11 protein-coding genes are annotated in these 15,412 nt (G+C 67.5%); 5 read left to right on the forward strand and 6 right to left on the reverse strand.

Translation table 11 applies throughout. From position 1 onward, the window contains the following. Nucleotides 1-101 precede the first annotated feature (101 nt). Nucleotides 102-1,148 carry a glycosyltransferase family 4 protein gene (locus tag QX010_RS14460; protein WP_316180141.1) on the forward strand — a complete coding sequence of 349 codons (1,047 nt, stop codon included), beginning with the start codon at nucleotides 102-104 and terminating at the stop codon, nucleotides 1,146-1,148. Here QX010_RS14460 and QX010_RS14465 read toward each other — a convergent pair. The 3 genes from QX010_RS14465 to waaF are packed head-to-tail and all read right to left on the reverse strand — an operon-like array spanning nucleotide 1,130 to nucleotide 3,373. Beyond that, the gene (locus QX010_RS14465; protein ID WP_316180143.1) at nucleotides 1,130-1,657 is read right to left on the reverse strand and encodes an HAD family hydrolase; all 528 of its coding nucleotides are present in this window, start codon (nucleotides 1,655-1,657) and stop codon (nucleotides 1,130-1,132) included. The two genes, QX010_RS14460 and QX010_RS14465, sit on opposite strands and share 19 nt — an antisense overlap. After that, nucleotides 1,658-2,251 carry a D-sedoheptulose 7-phosphate isomerase gene (locus QX010_RS14470; RefSeq protein WP_315803512.1) on the reverse strand — a complete coding sequence of 198 codons (594 nt, stop codon included), beginning with the start codon at nucleotides 2,249-2,251 and terminating at the stop codon, nucleotides 1,658-1,660. Between the two features lie 57 nt (nucleotides 2,252-2,308). Then, nucleotides 2,309-3,373, reverse strand: a complete 1,065-nt coding sequence (waaF, locus tag QX010_RS14475; protein ID WP_315803511.1) for a lipopolysaccharide heptosyltransferase II — start codon at nucleotides 3,371-3,373, stop codon at nucleotides 2,309-2,311. A 148-nt stretch (nucleotides 3,374-3,521) separates the two neighbouring features. On the opposite strand from waaF, the gene rfaD reads away from it, so the two are divergent. The 4 genes from rfaD to QX010_RS14495 are packed head-to-tail and all read left to right on the forward strand — an operon-like array spanning nucleotide 3,522 to nucleotide 9,203. Continuing rightward, nucleotides 3,522-4,502 (forward strand): ADP-glyceromanno-heptose 6-epimerase, encoded by a 981-nt coding sequence (gene rfaD / locus QX010_RS14480; protein ID WP_316180144.1) that lies wholly within the window; start codon nucleotides 3,522-3,524, stop codon nucleotides 4,500-4,502. A gap of 38 nt (nucleotides 4,503-4,540) precedes the next feature. After that, nucleotides 4,541-6,013 (forward strand): D-glycero-beta-D-manno-heptose-7-phosphate kinase, encoded by a 1,473-nt coding sequence (gene rfaE1, locus QX010_RS14485; protein WP_316180145.1) that lies wholly within the window; start codon nucleotides 4,541-4,543, stop codon nucleotides 6,011-6,013. Continuing rightward, nucleotides 6,010-7,293 (forward strand): O-antigen ligase family protein, encoded by a 1,284-nt coding sequence (locus QX010_RS14490; RefSeq protein ID WP_316180147.1) that lies wholly within the window; start codon nucleotides 6,010-6,012, stop codon nucleotides 7,291-7,293. Before rfaE1 ends, QX010_RS14490 begins: the two co-directional genes overlap by 4 nt. Continuing rightward, nucleotides 7,290-9,203 carry a nucleoside-diphosphate sugar epimerase/dehydratase gene (locus tag QX010_RS14495; protein WP_316180149.1) on the forward strand — a complete coding sequence of 638 codons (1,914 nt, stop codon included), beginning with the start codon at nucleotides 7,290-7,292 and terminating at the stop codon, nucleotides 9,201-9,203. The genes QX010_RS14490 and QX010_RS14495 overlap by 4 nt, the downstream gene beginning before the upstream one ends. A 4-nt stretch (nucleotides 9,204-9,207) precedes the next feature. On the opposite strand, the gene QX010_RS14500 is transcribed toward QX010_RS14495, so the two are convergent. From QX010_RS14500 to QX010_RS14510, 3 genes are all read right to left on the reverse strand, one after another. Next, nucleotides 9,208-10,209, reverse strand: a complete 1,002-nt coding sequence (locus QX010_RS14500; protein WP_316180151.1) for a glycosyl transferase — start codon at nucleotides 10,207-10,209, stop codon at nucleotides 9,208-9,210. Then, the gene (locus QX010_RS14505) at nucleotides 10,206-11,363 is read right to left on the reverse strand and encodes a glycosyltransferase family 4 protein (protein WP_316180153.1); all 1,158 of its coding nucleotides are present in this window, start codon (nucleotides 11,361-11,363) and stop codon (nucleotides 10,206-10,208) included. The genes QX010_RS14500 and QX010_RS14505 overlap by 4 nt, the downstream gene beginning before the upstream one ends. A 144-nt stretch (nucleotides 11,364-11,507) precedes the next feature. Continuing rightward, nucleotides 11,508-15,287 carry a S8 family serine peptidase gene (locus tag QX010_RS14510; protein WP_316180155.1) on the reverse strand — a complete coding sequence of 1,260 codons (3,780 nt, stop codon included), beginning with the start codon at nucleotides 15,285-15,287 and terminating at the stop codon, nucleotides 11,508-11,510. Nucleotides 15,288-15,412: the final 125 nt, after the last annotated feature.

Raw genomic sequence — 15,412 nt, forward strand, 5'->3', positions numbered from 1 at the left:
GCAGACTAACGCCCGCGAAATGAAGGACCTGTTGCGTGCATAGCGAACTGGCGGCGATGCTTAATGTTGCGTATAGGGAACCGCTGCAATTGGAGTGAGTAGTGCAAGCCGAGCCTGTTTCTGCCGCCGATCTCGACGTCATCGTGCCCAACCTGCACCGGCGCTATTCCGGCGTGACCGCGACCAACCGGATGGTGGCGCCGAAGCTGGCGCAGCGCGTGCGCGCGGCATGGCTCGGCTCCTACGCGCCGGAGGGGATTGCGCGGATCGGAGCGGCCGATCTGTTCAAGCTGTGGGGCCGGCGGCGGCCGCTGATCTGGCACGCGCGCCGCAACGACGAGATGATCGTCGGCGCGTTGTTGCGGGCGCTGGGCTGGCCGTTGAAGCTGGTGTTCACCTCGGCCGCGCAGCGCCATCACAGCTGGATCACGCGCTGGCTGATCCGCCGCATGGACGCGATCATCGCCACCAGCGACATCTCGGCGTCCTATCTGAAGCGCGAGGCGACGGTGGTGACGCATGGCGTCGACACGGAGATCTACGCGCCGCCGGCGGATCGCGCGGCGGCCTTCGCCGAGAGCGGCTTGCCGGGCAGATACGCCATCGGCTGCTTCGGCCGCGTCCGCGCACAGAAGGGCAGCGACGTGTTCGTCGCCGCGATGTGTCGGCTGCTGCCGCGTTTTCCGGATTTTTCCGCGGTGCTGGTCGGCGCCGTGACGCCCGAGCAGATGCCGTTCGCGAGCGAGCTGAAGAAACAGATCGCCGCCGCCGGCCTGGAGCAGCGCATCGTCATCACCGGCGAGCTCGACATCGCCGACGTCCAGCGCTGGTACCAGCGCCTGACGATCTACGCTTTCACTTCGCGCAACGAGGGCTTCGGTCTCACTTTGATCGAGGCGATGGCAGCAGGCGCCGCGCTGGTGGCGGCGCGCGCGGGTGCTGCGGAGATCGTGGTGGAGGAGGGCGTCACCGGGAAGCTGGTGCCGCCGGGGGAAGTCGATGCGCTGGTCGCTGCGCTCGAGCCGTTGATGCAGGATCCGGCGGCGGCACGTGTGATGGGCGAGAAGGCGCGGACGCGCGTGGTGGAGAAATTCAGCCTCGAGGCCGAGGCCGAGAAGATCGCCGCAGTCTATCGCGGACTGGTCTGAGCGATGATGTCGGCGACGAACGCATCGAGGTCGCCGCCGGCGAACAGGAAGCCGGGCAGGCCCGCGGCTTCCGCTGCCGCAATGTCGGAGGCACGGTCGCCGATCACGAAGCTGCCCTCGCGCCGGATCGGCCAGTGCTGCATCAGGTCGAGGATCATGCCCGGCGCCGGCTTGCGCCAGGGATGCTCGCGCAGATATTGCTCGACGGAGCCTTCGGTATGGTAGGGGCAGTAGCGGATGTCGTCGATGACGGCCCCCTGCGCCGCGAGCTCGGCCCGCATCCAATCGTGCAGGCTAAGCACGTCGTCCTCCGAGAACAGCCCGCGCGCAACGCCCGACTGGTTGGTGAACAGGAAGACGTGATAGCCGGAGTCGTTGAGTCGCCGGATCGCCTGCGCCACATTCGGCATCCAGCGGATGCGCTCGGGCGAGCCGATGTAGTTGTCGTCGTGATTGATCACGCCGTCGCGGTCGAGAAACGCCGCCGGCTTGAGCTGATCGGTCGTCATCTAGCCCTCGTCCTGCATCAGCGTCGCCTCGATCACCTCGCAGATGCCATGCGCGGTGGCGAGGTGGATCTGCTGGATCAGCGGTGTGTCGTCGCTCGGCGCGACCAGCAGCTCGTCGCACAATTCGCCCATCGCGAGGCCCTTGGCACCGGTGAAGCCGACGGTGCTCAGTCCGCGCTCGCGCGCCTTTCGCAGCGCGTTGAGGATGCTCGGCGACCGGCCGGAGGTCGAGATCGCCAGCAGCACGTCGCCGGGCGCGCCGAGCCCTTCGACCTGGCGGGCGAAGACGTGATCGAAGCCGTAGTCATTGCCGATCGCGGTCAGCGCCGAGGTGTCGGTGGTCAGTGCGATCGCCGCGTAGGCCCGCCGTTCCTGTTTGTAGCGGCCGACGATCTCGGCCGCGATGTGCTGGGCATCCGCCGCGCTGCCGCCGTTGCCGACGATCAGCAGCTTGTGGCCGCCGCGCAGCGCCGCGATGATCGTCGCGGCGATCCGCCCGGCGCAGGCGAGCATCGCGGCATCGTCGGCCGCGCGCTCCATGGCGGCGCGGGAGCGGGCGAGATGGCTGGCGATCGGGTCGGGGGCGCGGGTCACGGTGGCGGCTCGGGTTACGTCAGCGCCGGTGTATGGGGCGCGGTGCCGCTTCGCAAGCTAGGGCGCGACCGGGATCGCCGCGTCGGCAAGGACCCGCTGGGCGGTGGCGGCGACCTCGGTCGCCGGAATGTCGCGCATGCAGCGGTGGTCGTTCATCCTGCAGACTGGCCGGTGGCAGGGCTGGCATGGGAGCTGGGTCCTGGTCTGGACCGTCGCCGCGAGGCCGTTCAGCGGCGCCCAATGGTACGGGCTGGTCGGGCCGAAGATGCCCATCGTCGGCGTCCCCAGCGCCGCGGCGATGTGCATGAGCCCCGAATCATTGGAGATGGCGACGCCGGCCGCGGCCATGGCCAGGATGCCGTTGCGTAGGTCGGTTCCGGTCAGGTCCCGGACGGCAGGGCCGCCGGTGGCGACGATCTCGGCGGCCAGCGCCTTCTCGCCTGGGCCGCCGACCACCCAGACGTCGAGGCCGGCCTCGCGCAGCAGCCGGGCCGCCTCGCCGTAAAAAGGCCAGCGCTTGGCGGCACCCACCGACCCCGGGGCCAGTGCTACGGCCGGGCGGTTCCCCAGGCCATGGGCCTCGCGCCAGCGTGCGACGTCGTCCTGAGGCACCCGCAGCTGCGGTACGGGCCATTCCGGCGGCAGCGGCGCCCGGTCGGGCAGCGCCAGCGCGGCATTCTTGTCGATGAAGCGGGGGAGCGCTTTCTCGCCCCAGCGCCAGCGGTTGAGAAGGCCGAAGCGGACCTCGCCGACGAAGCCCACGCGCTCGGGGATGCCGGCGAGCGCGGGCGCCAGCGCCGATTTCCAGGTCCGCGGCATCACCAGGGCGGTCCGATAGTGGCGTTCGCGCAACATCGCAGCGAGCTGCCATTGCCGGCCGAGCGCCAGCCGGCTGCGCGGCAGGTCCCAGACGATGCCGGAGCGGACGCCGGGCATGTAATCCACCAGCGGGGCGCAGAGCGAGGTCACCAGCAGGTCGACCGGCCGGTTCGGCCAGCGCTCCTTGAGCACCCGCACCACGGTATGGCCGCGCACGAAATCGCCGATCCACATATAGGGAATGATCAGGATCGGGCTGGTGTCCGCGGTGTCCACCTCCACCTTGGTCGAATTCGAATTCATTCTTTGTCTGCCTGGCTCAGGCGCGCTGGTAGCCGCTCGGCCACCGCACGTAAAGTGGGCCGAGCGGGCCGTCACCAAAGCGCTTACACTTTGCCGTCGCATGCGCTACGCGAGGGCCGGGGTTTTCGGGATCAGGACGGGTTGCTGAATGTTGCTGGTGACCGGCGGCGCCGGGTTTATCGGATCGAATCTGGTTGCGGCGCTGAACGATGCGGGCCGCACCGATGTCGTCGTCTGCGACACGCTCGGCAGCGAGGGCAAGTGGCGCAACCTCGCCAAGCGGCAACTGGCGGACGTCGTGCCGCCATCCGATCTGGACGCCTGGCTGAAGGGTCGCAGGCTCGAGGCCGTCCTGCACATGGGCGCGATCTCCGCGACCACGGTGGTCGACGGCGACCTGGTGATGGAGCGCAACTTCCGCAGTTCGCTGCGGCTGCTCGATTGGTGTACGGCGAACACCACGCCGTTCATCTACGCCTCGTCGGCGGCGACCTATGGCGACGGCGCGCAGGGCTTCGTCGATGATCCGTCGCTCACCGCGCTGAAGACGCTGCGGCCGATGAATCTCTACGGCTGGAGCAAGCATCTGTTCGACATGGCGGTCGCAGCGCGCGCCGAGCGCGGCGAGCGGCTGCCGCCGCAATATGTTGGGTTGAAGTTCTTCAACGTGTTCGGTCCCAACGAGTACCACAAGGGATCGATGATGAGCGTGCTGACCCGCCGCTTCGACGACATCAAGGCCGGGCACACCTTGCAGCTGTTCAAGTCGCACCGCGAAGGCATCGCCGATGGCGACCAGCGCCGCGACTTCATCCATGTCGACGACGTCGTTCGCGTGATGCTGTGGCTGTTGGCTTCTCCCTCCGTGTCGGGCCTGTTCAACGTCGGCACGGGCCGGGCGCGCAGCTTCAAGGACATGATGCTCGCGGCCTATGCCACGCTCGGTGCGACGCCGCGGATCGAGTACATCGACATGCCCGAAGCGATTCGCGGCAGCTACCAGTACTTCACCCAGAGCAACGTCGACCGGCTGGTGGCCGCCGGCTACAACGGCGGCTTCACGTCGCTCGAGGATGCGGTCGCCGGTTATGTCCGAGATTATCTCGATTCCTCCGACCGCTTCCGCTAGACGATCTGGTTCCGACCATTGCACCGAGACTGCCGCTGATGTTCGACTTTGACGATCTCTCGCAAGCGATCGCCCGCCAGACGGTGCTGTGCATCGGCGACCTCATGCTGGACGAGTTCGTCTATGGCGAGGTGTCGCGCATATCCCCCGAGGCGCCTGCGCCGGTGATCGCGGTCCAGCGCAGCGAGATCAATATCGGCGGCGCCGGCAACGTCGCGCGCAACATCGCCGCGCTCGGTGCCCGCTGCATCTTTGTCGGCCTTGTCGGGCAGGATGCGGCTGGCGACCAGATCGAGGCCGAGCTCGCCAGGGAAGCTGGCATCGAGAGCGTGCTGGTGCGCGATCCTTCGCGCCCGACGACGCGCAAGGTGCGCTTCGTCTCCGAACATTTCTCCACCCACATGCTGCGCGCCGACTGGGAGCGCGCCGCACCGGCGTCCGGCGAGATCGAGCAGAAGCTGATCGAGGCCATCCTGCCGCTGATCGCGCGGGCCGACATCGTGCTGCTGTCGGACTACGCCAAGGGCGTGCTGACGGCGCGCGTGCTGCGCAACGTCATCGACGCGACGCGCAGGGCCGGCAAGCGCGTCATCGTCGATCCCAAGAGCGCCAATCTCGCGATCTATCGCGGCGCGAGCGTGCTGACGCCGAACCGCAAGGAGTTTTCGGAAGCGACCCGCAGCCGGGCCGAGACCGATCACGAGATCGCCGCGGCCGCGCAGGATGCGATCTATCTCGCCGACTGCGAGGCGATCCTGGTGACGCAGAGCGAGCGCGGCATGACGCTGGTCCCGCGCGAGGGCGATCCGATTCACGTGCCGGCCTATCCCGTGAAGGTGCGCGACGTCTCCGGCGCCGGCGACACGGTCGTCGCCGTGCTTGCCGCGACGCTCGCGGCGGGCGCCGCCTGGGAGGATTCGTTGCGGATGGCGAGCGCCGCGGCGGCTGTGGCCGTCAGCAAGCAGGGCACCGCCAGCGTGACGTCGGCCGAACTGCGCCGAAAGATCCTGCCGCATGCCTATCGCGCGGCCGAGGAGAAGATCATCGAGAGCGACGACGAACTCGCCGCCCGTGTCGAGGGATGGCGGGGAGAGGGCCTGCGCGTCGGCTTCACCAACGGCTGCTTCGACATTCTGCATCCCGGCCACGTCAAGGTGCTGACCGCGGCGCGCGCCGCCTGCGACCGTCTCGTGGTCGGTCTGAACAGCGATGCTTCCGTCAAGCGGCTGAAGGGCGAGAGCCGTCCCGTGCAGGACGAGCGCGCGCGCGCCGAGGTGCTGGCCGCGCTCGAGGCGGTGGATCTCGTCGCCATCTTCGCGGAGGACACGCCGCTCCGCCTGATCGAGCTGGTCCGGCCGAGCGTCCTGGTCAAGGGCGGCGACTACACGCGCGAGCAGGTGGTGGGGCACGAGGTCGTCGAGGCCGGCGGCGGTGAGGTGATCCTGATCGACATCCTGAAAGGGCACAGCACGACGGCGCTGGTCGATCGCGCCCGGAGCGAGGCGCGATGAGCACGCTGGCAGGTCATCCCGGCCCGGCGCTGCTGGCGCGCCGCTGGCGCGATCCGGCGGCGTGGCGGACGACCGTCGATGTCGTGGCCATTCTGCTGGCGGCCTCGCTGCCGTGGTCGACCTCGCTGGTATCGATCCTAGGCGTGGTCATGCTGATCACGATGGTGCCGTTTCTCGACGTCGAACGTCTGCTGCAGGTCCTGAAGCGGCCGATCTCGCTGGCGCCGATCGCGCTGTTCCTGCTGGCGCTGGTCGGAACGCTGTGGTCGGACGTGGCGTGGGGCGCGCGGTTCTACGCGGTGGGACCGGCGGCGAAGCTCCTGGTGCTGCCGGCGCTGCTCTATCATTTCCAGCGGTCGGAGCGCGGGCTGTGGGTTTTCACCGCGTTTCTCGCCTCCTGCGTGCTGATGGTCGCGATGTCGACCGCGGTCGCGTTCAATCCTGCTCTCGCGCTCAAGGCCAATGCCGATCGCGGCATCTTCGTGAAGAACTACATCGACCAGGGCCAGGAGTTCTCGCTCTGCGCCGTGGCACTGGCCTTTCCGATCGCCCAATTGCTGCGCGCCCGCCGCTTCGCGCCGGCGGGCCTGCTCACCGCGATCATGATCGCGTTCCTCGCCAACATGATCTTCATCGTGGTGTCGCGCACCGCGCTGGTGACGATCCCGATCCTGCTTGCGGTGTTCGGGCTGATCCACTTGAAATGGCGCGCGAACCTGCTGATCGCGGCTGTTGCCCTTGCGCTGGGCCTCGCGGCATGGACCGTGTCCCCGCAATTGCAGGGCAAGGTGGCGACGTTCACGAGCCAATATCAGGACTACAGGAACGATCGCGCGGTGACGTCGATCGGCGAGCGGCTCGAGTTCTGGCGCAAGTCGTTGCGGTTCCTGGCCGACGCGCCGCTGATCGGACACGGCTCGGGCTCGACGCGTCATCTGTTCGAGTTGGCCGCGAGCGGGTCGCGCGACCTCTCCTCGAGCCAGGTCGTCGGCAACCCGCACAATCAGACGCTCTACGTGGCGGTGCAATGGGGGGCACTCGGGATCGTGGCTCTCTACGCGATGTGGGCCGTGCACCTCCTGCTGTTCCGGGGCGACGGGCTGGTGCCCTGGATCGGGCTGCTCGTGGTGGTGCAGAACATCTTCACCTCGCTGTTCAACTCCCACATCTTCGATTTTCACGAGGGGTGGATGTATGTCATCGGCGTCGGGGTGGCCGGCGGCATGGTGCTGCGATCGAGGACGCAGCCTGAGACGGTGCGAGGGACGCTGGAACCATGACGCGTCCGTCTCAACTGACCTACCGGAATATGCTGATTGCCGCGCATGACCTCCTGGTCAGCGTCGTCGCGCTGTTCGCGGCGTTCTATATCCGCTTCGAAGGCGCCAGCACCTTCTGGGAGCGGGTGCCGCTGCTTTTTCAGATCCTGCCATATTTCATCGCCTTCAGCTTCGTCGTCTTCTACTTCTCGAACCTGCTGACGACGAAATGGCGGTTCATCTCGTTGCCGGACGCGCTGAACATCGTCCGCGTCGCGACGGTGCTGACGCTGGCGCTGCTGGTGCTCGACTACATCATCGTCGCGCCGAACGTCCGCGGCACCTTCTTCTTCGGCAAGCTCACGATCATTCTCTATTGGTTCCTTGAGATCTTTGCGCTGAGCGCGCTGCGGTTCGCCTATCGCTACTTCCGCTACACGCGGGTCCGGCGGCACGCGCGGTCGGAGGACGCGGCGCCCGCGCTCCTGATCGGCCGTGCGGCCGATGCCGAGGTCGTGCTGCGCGGCATCGAGAGCGGCGCGGTCAAGCGGATCTGGCCGATCGGCATTCTCTCGCCGTCGGCCGCCGACCGCGGCCAGTTGATCCGCGGCGTGCCGGTGCTGGGCGGCATCGACGACGTCGAGGATGTCGCGGCCGACTTTGCCCGGCGGGACCGGCCGATCGCGCGCGCCCTGATGATGCCGACGGCGTTCGAGCCCGACTGCCATCCGGAGACCTTCCTGATGCGGGCGCGCCGGTTGCGCCTGATCGTGAGCCGCCTGCCGTCGCTGGAGAGCGGCGATGCGCCGCGGCTCGCGCCGGTCGCGGTCGAGGACCTCCTGCTGCGGCCGAGCGAGAAGATCGACTACGGCCGGCTGGAAGCGCTGGTGCGCGGCAAAGCCGTCGTGGTGACCGGCGGCGGCGGTTCGATCGGGGCCGAGATCTGCCACCGCGTCGTGGCGTTCGGCGCGGCACGGCTGCTCATTCTGGAGAATTCGGAGCCGGCGCTCTATGCGATCACCGAGGCGCTCGCGGCCGATCCCGAGGCGAACGTCGCGGTCGAGGGGCGCATTGCCGACATCCGCGATCGCGACCGGGTGTTCGCGCTGATCGGAGAGTTCAAGCCGGATCTGGTGTTCCACGCGGCGGCGCTGAAGCATGTGCCGATCCTCGAGCGCGACTGGAGCGAGGGCGTCAAGACCAACATCTTCGGCTCGATCAACGTGGCCGATGCCGCGGTGGCCTCAGGGGCGGAGGCCATGGTGATGATCTCGACCGACAAGGCGATCGAGCCGGTGTCGATGCTCGGTCTCACCAAGCGTTTCGCCGAAATGTACTGCCAGGCGCTGGACCGCCAGCTCGCCGACCGGCCGGCGGGACGGCCGCCGATGCGGCTGATCTCGGTGCGGTTCGGCAACGTGCTGGCGTCGAACGGCTCGGTGGTGCCGAAGTTCAAGGCGCAGATCGAGGCGGGCGGCCCGGTGACCGTGACGCACCCGGACATGGTGCGCTACTTCATGACCATTCGCGAGGCCTGCGATCTGGTGATCACGGCAGCCTCGCATGCGCTGGCGCCGCAGCGTCCGGATGTCTCGGTCTACGTGCTCAACATGGGCCAGCCGGTTCGCATCGTCGAGCTCGCCGAGCGCATGATCCGCCTGTCGGGCCTGCAGCCGGGGTACGACGTCGAGATCGTGTTCACGGGCATCCGGCCGGGCGAGCGCCTGAACGAAATCCTGTTTGCGAGCGAGGAGCCGCCGGTCGAGATCGGCGTCGCCGGCATCATGGCCGCCAACCCGAACGAGCCGCCGATGCCGACGCTGAAGGCCTGGATCGCGGCGCTCGATCAGGCGATCGCGCGCAATGATCCGGTGACGATCAAATCGGTGCTGAAGGATGCGGTGCCGGAATTCGGCTCGAGCGCGGCCTGAGTCTTCAATGGCGCCGCCGCGAGAAGCGGCTCAGCACCCAGGTGACGGCGCCGAGCCCGAAGACGAGCAGGATGGCGTCGACCGTCATGGAACGCTGCGCGACCGAGATGGCTGCGAGGGTCGCAAGCACGACATTGAGGATGAACACCTCGCTGACGACGCGCGAGACGGTGAAGCCGTTATCGGTGGCCTGTTGATAGAAATGCGTGCGGTGCGCCGCCCAGAACGGCTCGCGCCGCGCCATCCGCCGCAACAGGGTGAAGGTGGCGTCGATCAGATAATACAGCGGCAGCAGCAGCGCCGCGGCGATGGAGCCCTGCCAGGCCAGATGGAGCAGGCCCCAGCCGAGCAGCAGCCCGATCGGCAGGCTGCCGACATCGCCGAGAAAGACCTTTGCGACGGGACGGTTGAAGGGCGCAAAGCCGAGCATGGCGCCACCCAGCGCCGCAGCGATGGCGGTCGCCGGCCAGGGCAGTTCACCGGAGAGGCCGAACAGGACGAGCGTCGCCGTGATCGGCACCGCCTCAGCCACGGTCATCAAATCGAGCCCGTCCATGAAGTTGACGAGGTTGACGAACCACAGGCCCGCGATCAGCAGCAGCGTGCGCTCGACCGCCAGCGGGATCGGAAACAGCCTGAGATCGTCAGGCGCGGTGAATACGACGAGGCCAACGGCCAATCCCTGCAGGAGCAACCGCGGCAGCACCGGGATTGGCCTGATGTCGTCGACCAGGCCGACCAGCGCCAGCATCGGCACCGCGATGAACAGCATCAGCAGCGGTGCAAAGCCCATCGCGGAGGCAAAGGCGCCGCCGACCACGAGCGTTGCGCCGACCACGGCTATGCCGGCGCCCTGCGGCGTGGGGATCTTGTGCGACGAGCGCGCGTTGGGCCGCGCCAGTGCGTAGCGCTGCAGCACCGGGCGCAGCAGCACGATCAGCACACCGCACATCGCGGCCGCGAGCACGGCGATGGCGGCGAGGACTGCGGTGGGATGGGCGATCATCCGCGCGCGTCCGGCGCCGCGGTGAGGCGGTCATAGAGCGCCACCACCGAGCGGCCGATGATCCTGGCCGAGAGCTTGTCCTCGACCAGTTGACGGGCCGCCGTGCCGTAGCGCGCGCGCAACTCCGGCGATGTCGCCAGTTGCGCCATGGCCTGCGCCAGCGCGGCCGCGTCCTCGACCGGCACCGAGAGCCCGGTCTGGCCATGGATCGCGATCTCGCGGCAGCCCGGCGCATCGGTGGAGATCAGCGGCCGGCCACAGGCGGCAGCCTCCAGCAGGCTCACCGGAAGACCTTCGCGATGCGATGGCAGCACGGCGATGTGGCAGCGCCGCCAGAGCTCGGTGATGTCCTTGATCTGGCCGAGCAGGGTGATGCCGGGTTCGTTCCGCCAGGCCTCGACCTCCTCGGCCGAGACTGAGGCGGGATTGGCCGGATCGGGGGAGCCGGCGATCAGCAACTGGTCGCTGCGGCCCTGCTGGCGCAGCATGCGGTGGGCAGTGACCAGGGCGCGCACGCCCTTGTCGGTGAGCAGCCGTCCTGCAAAACCGAAGGTGATCGGCCCGTCCGGTTCCGGCAGCGGCTGGAAGCGGTCGGTGTCGACGCCTGACCCCGGGATCAGCGTGATCTTGTCGCCGCGGACGCCCATGGCTTGAAGTGCCTGGCGATCGTCCGGATTCTGCACCAGCACGCAGCTCGGTGTCCGGTTCATGAGCCGCGGCAGCAGCCACAGCAGGCTCTGCTTGAGCAGGCGCGAGCGCCAGCTCGCCGAGGTGAAGACATAGCCGAGCCCGGTCATGGCGTTGACGACGGGCGTGGTGCGTCCGAGCGTGGCGAGCGAGCCGAGCACGCTCGATTGCAGCCCGGAATGATGCACCACGTCGGGCCTGATCGCAGCCTCGACGGCGCGGATCGCGCGGATCGTGGGCAGGGCTGATGACGGCGACAGCCCGCCGCGCCGGAACGGGATCGGATGCAGCACGAACCGCTCGGCGGCGATCGCGGCGGCGCCGGCGTTGACGTTGGTCGCGACATGCACCTCGTAGCCGGCCTCGCGCGCCGCGCGCGCCATCGGCAGGCGATGCATCAGGAAGGCGTAGTCCTCGTTGGCCACGTACAGCAGGCGGCGCGGCGAAGCGGAGCGGGGCAGGGACATCGAACTCACGGTCTTGGGCGGTCGAAGCGCCGTATAGGCCAAGAGCGGCCCTCGCGCGAGCCGTTATCTGTCCTGCGACTGGCGGAAAACCGCCCGTCGGTGCTGACGACGATGAGGGGCGGCCCTCTGAATGCCGCCCCAGTCTCAGACCAGATGAAAGCTCGACAGGTGGGACAGCAGCTCGGCCGCCGAAACGTGCTGGATGGTGATGGTGTCGAGTGCCGCATCGGTGATGACGGCGTTGCCCGCCGCGTCGTCATGGATGGCGGCCTGCAGTGCGGACTGCTCCGCGAAGATGCTCTGGCTGAACACGATCTGGTCGGTGCCGGGATTGAAGTCAGAGACCGTCACCTGACCGAAATGCTCGGCGAACACGAAGGTGTCATGTCCCTGCAGCGACACCGATGAGGACGCCGCGCCGGAGATCGAGGTCCCGGAGATCAGCGTGCCGCCCTGGCCGTCGGCTGCGAAGTGAAAGCTGTCCTGCGACAATGGGCCGACGAAGTGCAGCGACGCGCTGTTGGACCCGTCGCTCAGCGACAGCAGCCCGCTGGTCTCGTCGAAATGCATCTGAAGCGACGTGAAGGCGATGCTCTTGAGATCGATCTGAGCGGCCGTGCCGCCGAATCCGATGAGATTGCCGGTGAAGGAAGGCGCGGCGAGGACAAGGTCGGCCGCGCTCGACGTCGTGGCCGCCTCTGCGCTCGCCGTCACCGAGCCGATGGTCGGGATCCCGATCGTGCCGTCGCCATTCAGGTCCTGATGGAAGCTGGTCTCGAGGGCTTCAAGGGACGACGAGCTGCCGGAAACGGCGCCGATCGCGTTGCCGGTATAGTTGCCGCTGCTATCGGTGTTCCAGACCGTGTAGAGGTCGGTGCCGGCCATCTTCCAGGCAACCTGATAGCCGCTGCCAGAGGCCTCCGCAGCGATCGCCGCCCAGCCGCTGAGCTGGCCGGCAACGACGACGTTGCCGCCGAACATCACCTGCGTTGCGGTCCCCCCCGACACCGGCGCCATCAGATAGGTCGTGCCCGACAGCGACAGGCTGGTCGACCCGAGCGCTTCGATCACGCTGCCGCTGGGTGTCACGCTTGGGGCGCCGATGGTGCCGTCGCCGTTCAGATCCTGGTGGAAGCTGGGCTCCAGCGCTTCCAGGGATGCGGAGCTTCCCGCAACCGCGCCGATCACGTTGCCGGTATAGTTGCCGCTGCTGTCCACGTTCCAGACGGTGTAGAGATCGGCGCCGGCCATCTTCCAGGCGATCTCATAGCCGCTGCCGGACGTCTCCGCGGCGATGGGCGCCCAGCCGTCGAACTGACCGACGGTCACGATGCTGCCGCCGAACATGATCTGCGGACCGGTGCCGCCGGCGACGGGATTGAGGAAATAGCTCGACCCGGCCAGCACCAGGCTGGTCGAACCCGCGGCCTCGATGACCGTGCTCGGAATGCCGATCGTGCCGTCGCCGTTCAGGTCCTGGTGGAAGTTCGGCTCCAGCGCCTCGAGCGCGCTGCTGGCCCCATTGACTGCGCCGATGGCGTTGCCCGCGTAGTTGCCGCTGCTGTCGACGTTCCAGACGGTGTAGAGATCGCTGCCCGCCATCTTCCAGGCGATCTGATAGCCGCTGCCGACGGCTTCGGCCGCGATCGGTGCCCATCCGCCGAGCTGCCCGGGGCTGACGGTGCTGCCGTTGAAGCTGACCTGCGGGCCCGTCCCGCCTGCGACCGGATTGAGGAAATAGCCGTTGCCGGATTGGACCAGGCTCGTGGCTCCCGCGGCCTCGATGACGGTGCTGACGACGCCGATCGTGCCGTCGCCGTTCAGGTCCTGATGGAACGACGTCTCAAATGTCTCGAAAGCGGACGAGCTTCCGGAGACGGCGCCGATCGCGTTGCCGATGTAGTTGCCGCTGCTGTCGACGTTCCAGACGGTGTAGAGATCCTGCCCCTGAAACTTCCAGGCGACTTCGTAGCTGCCGCCTCCGTTGGCCTCGACGCCGATCGGCATCCAGTTGCTTAGCTGGTGAACGACGACGTTGGCGCCGTTGAACCGCAGCGCCACCGATGTGCTGGCACCGATGGTGTTGAGATCGTAGATGACACCGACCTGGGCGAGGCTGATCGATCCGAGCGCCTCGACGATGGTGTTGGCGAAATAGGGGGCCGATCCGACCGCGGGATTGATCTGGGCGAGACCCGCGCCGGCGACCGCCGGATTGGCCATCGGCACCGCGGTCTGCTGCAGGATCTCCGAGACGTCGGCGTGGCTCAGCGTCGAATTGGCCGTCAGGATCAAGGCCGCGATCGCGGCAACGCTGGGGGCGGCTGCGGAGGTGCCGTAGAAGTCGGTCATTCCCGTGACGGTCGTCGAGATGTTGTCGATGCCGGAGACCACGACCGGGCTGAGCTGGAGCGGCGTCGCAAGGCGCGTGCCGTCGTTGGCGAACAGGATCTCGGTCCCGGCGCCGGACGATGAAAAGCTTTCCGAGACCGGTGTTGCGCCAAAGGCCGGCGTGTTGGCGGCATTGACGGCTCCGACGGTGATCACCCCCGGCGTCATCGCGTGACCGAAGACCGTCCCGACATTGGCGCCGCTGATGGAGACCGGGAGGCCGTTGCCTGCCAAAATCTCCTTGATCGTGGAAGGAGGAGTAAATCCCGTGTTGGCGATCACGATCTGGTAGGTGCCCGAGACCGAGAAATGCAAACCAACCCACGGATTCAGCGAATTGTTCGCAACGTATCCGAGGAACTGTCCATTCTGAAACACGTCGACCGCGAGATGTGACGTGTCTTGACCCCAAGCCTGGTCCCATTGCACGAGCAGGTTCGCGCCCGCGGTCACGGTGATCGTCTGCGCGATGCTGCCGCCGAAGCTCAGTGCATTGCCATCGAAATACTTTCCGCCGATGCTGCCCGAGGTCGAGGTCCAGGACGTCTGATAGGCCGAGCTGCCGTTGTTGCCGGCCGACGTCACATAGGTCACGCCCATGGCCTGAACGGTCTGAATGGCCTGGGCGACAATGCCGTTCTGGAAGAATGGCTCGTCCGAATAGCTCACATCGTCGACGATGACCTTGCAGCCGGCATTGGCGAGCGCGATGATGCCGTCGGCAAAATCCTGCTCGCTCTGGAACGCGGTGTAGAAGGCGAGACTGGCGTCAGGCGCGATATCGTGGATGACCTGCATCATCGCACGGCCTTCGTCCGTCCCGCCCGATGGCATGTCCTTGAGGATCTGAATCTTGGAGGCCGAGGGCAAGGCTCCGCTGGCTTCGTCCGCTGCGGCGCCGCCGAGATTGTTGAAGCTGCTGGAGAGGACGCCGATCTTGATGCCGGCTCCCGTCACGCCCGTGGAGTTGCCGCCGAGCGCCTGAACGACCTGGGCGCTGGTCGCGCCTTGTGCACTGACCGCCGAGGCGATGGCTTCCGTCACCGCGTCCTGAAGCGAGGGCGCGGGCTCTCCGCTCGGTCCGGCGTGCGCCGTCGCTGGCTTTCCGAGGCTGCCGAACGACCATGTCTGCAGCGATGCGCCGGCGCCTGACCACATCTCGACGCTGATCGAGAGGACGAATCCGCTCGCGCTGGCACTCTGCCCGGCATGCGCTGGTTCGACGGAGCTGTCCGCAATCGGTGTGGCCGGATGGAGGGACGTCTCCTGGGTGACTTGCCAGGTCGAGCCGGCCACCACCGTCCGAGCCGTTGGCTCGGCCGCCCCCTGGGCCTGCGCGCTCACGTCGAAGAGTTGTGTGACCACCGTTGCCTCGGCGTCGCCATGCGCGAGGAGGCCGGGCGTCTCGCTCGGAGCATCAGCGCTTGGTGCCGGGGCTGCAGGATCGATCAGCTCGGCCGAGCCATGCTGGACCTGCGCGATGGCGGGGGCCGGCTTGGCTTCGTCTGCGGCGTCCGCAGCAGGCTGCTGCACATGCAACTCGTGACGTTGGCCAGCAGCAGGATCGAAAATGAGGGACTGGGCGGCTTCACGCCAGCGGTCAGGAATGTCTTCGGTACGGCCGGATTCGTAGAGCATGCATGCAACGATGGTGATCC

The organism is Bradyrhizobium sp. SZCCHNRI1009 (assembly GCF_032487575.1).
Taxonomy (GTDB): Bacteria; Pseudomonadota; Alphaproteobacteria; order Rhizobiales; family Xanthobacteraceae; genus Bradyrhizobium.

Coding starts and splice junctions, on each gene's coding strand:
- QX010_RS14465 (WP_316180143.1), bottom strand. CDS start 1,657: ATGACGACCGATCAGCTCAAGCCGGCGGCGTTTCTCGACCGCGACGGC.
- waaF (WP_315803511.1), bottom strand. CDS start 3,373: ATGAATTCGAATTCGACCAAGGTGGAGGTGGACACCGCGGACACCAGC.
- rfaD (WP_316180144.1), top strand. CDS start 3,522: ATGTTGCTGGTGACCGGCGGCGCCGGGTTTATCGGATCGAATCTGGTT.
- rfaE1 (WP_316180145.1), top strand. CDS start 4,541: ATGTTCGACTTTGACGATCTCTCGCAAGCGATCGCCCGCCAGACGGTG.
- QX010_RS14490 (WP_316180147.1), top strand. CDS start 6,010: ATGAGCACGCTGGCAGGTCATCCCGGCCCGGCGCTGCTGGCGCGCCGC.
- QX010_RS14495 (WP_316180149.1), top strand. CDS start 7,290: ATGACGCGTCCGTCTCAACTGACCTACCGGAATATGCTGATTGCCGCG.
- QX010_RS14500 (WP_316180151.1), bottom strand. CDS start 10,209: ATGATCGCCCATCCCACCGCAGTCCTCGCCGCCATCGCCGTGCTCGCG.
- QX010_RS14505 (WP_316180153.1), bottom strand. CDS start 11,363: ATGTCCCTGCCCCGCTCCGCTTCGCCGCGCCGCCTGCTGTACGTGGCC.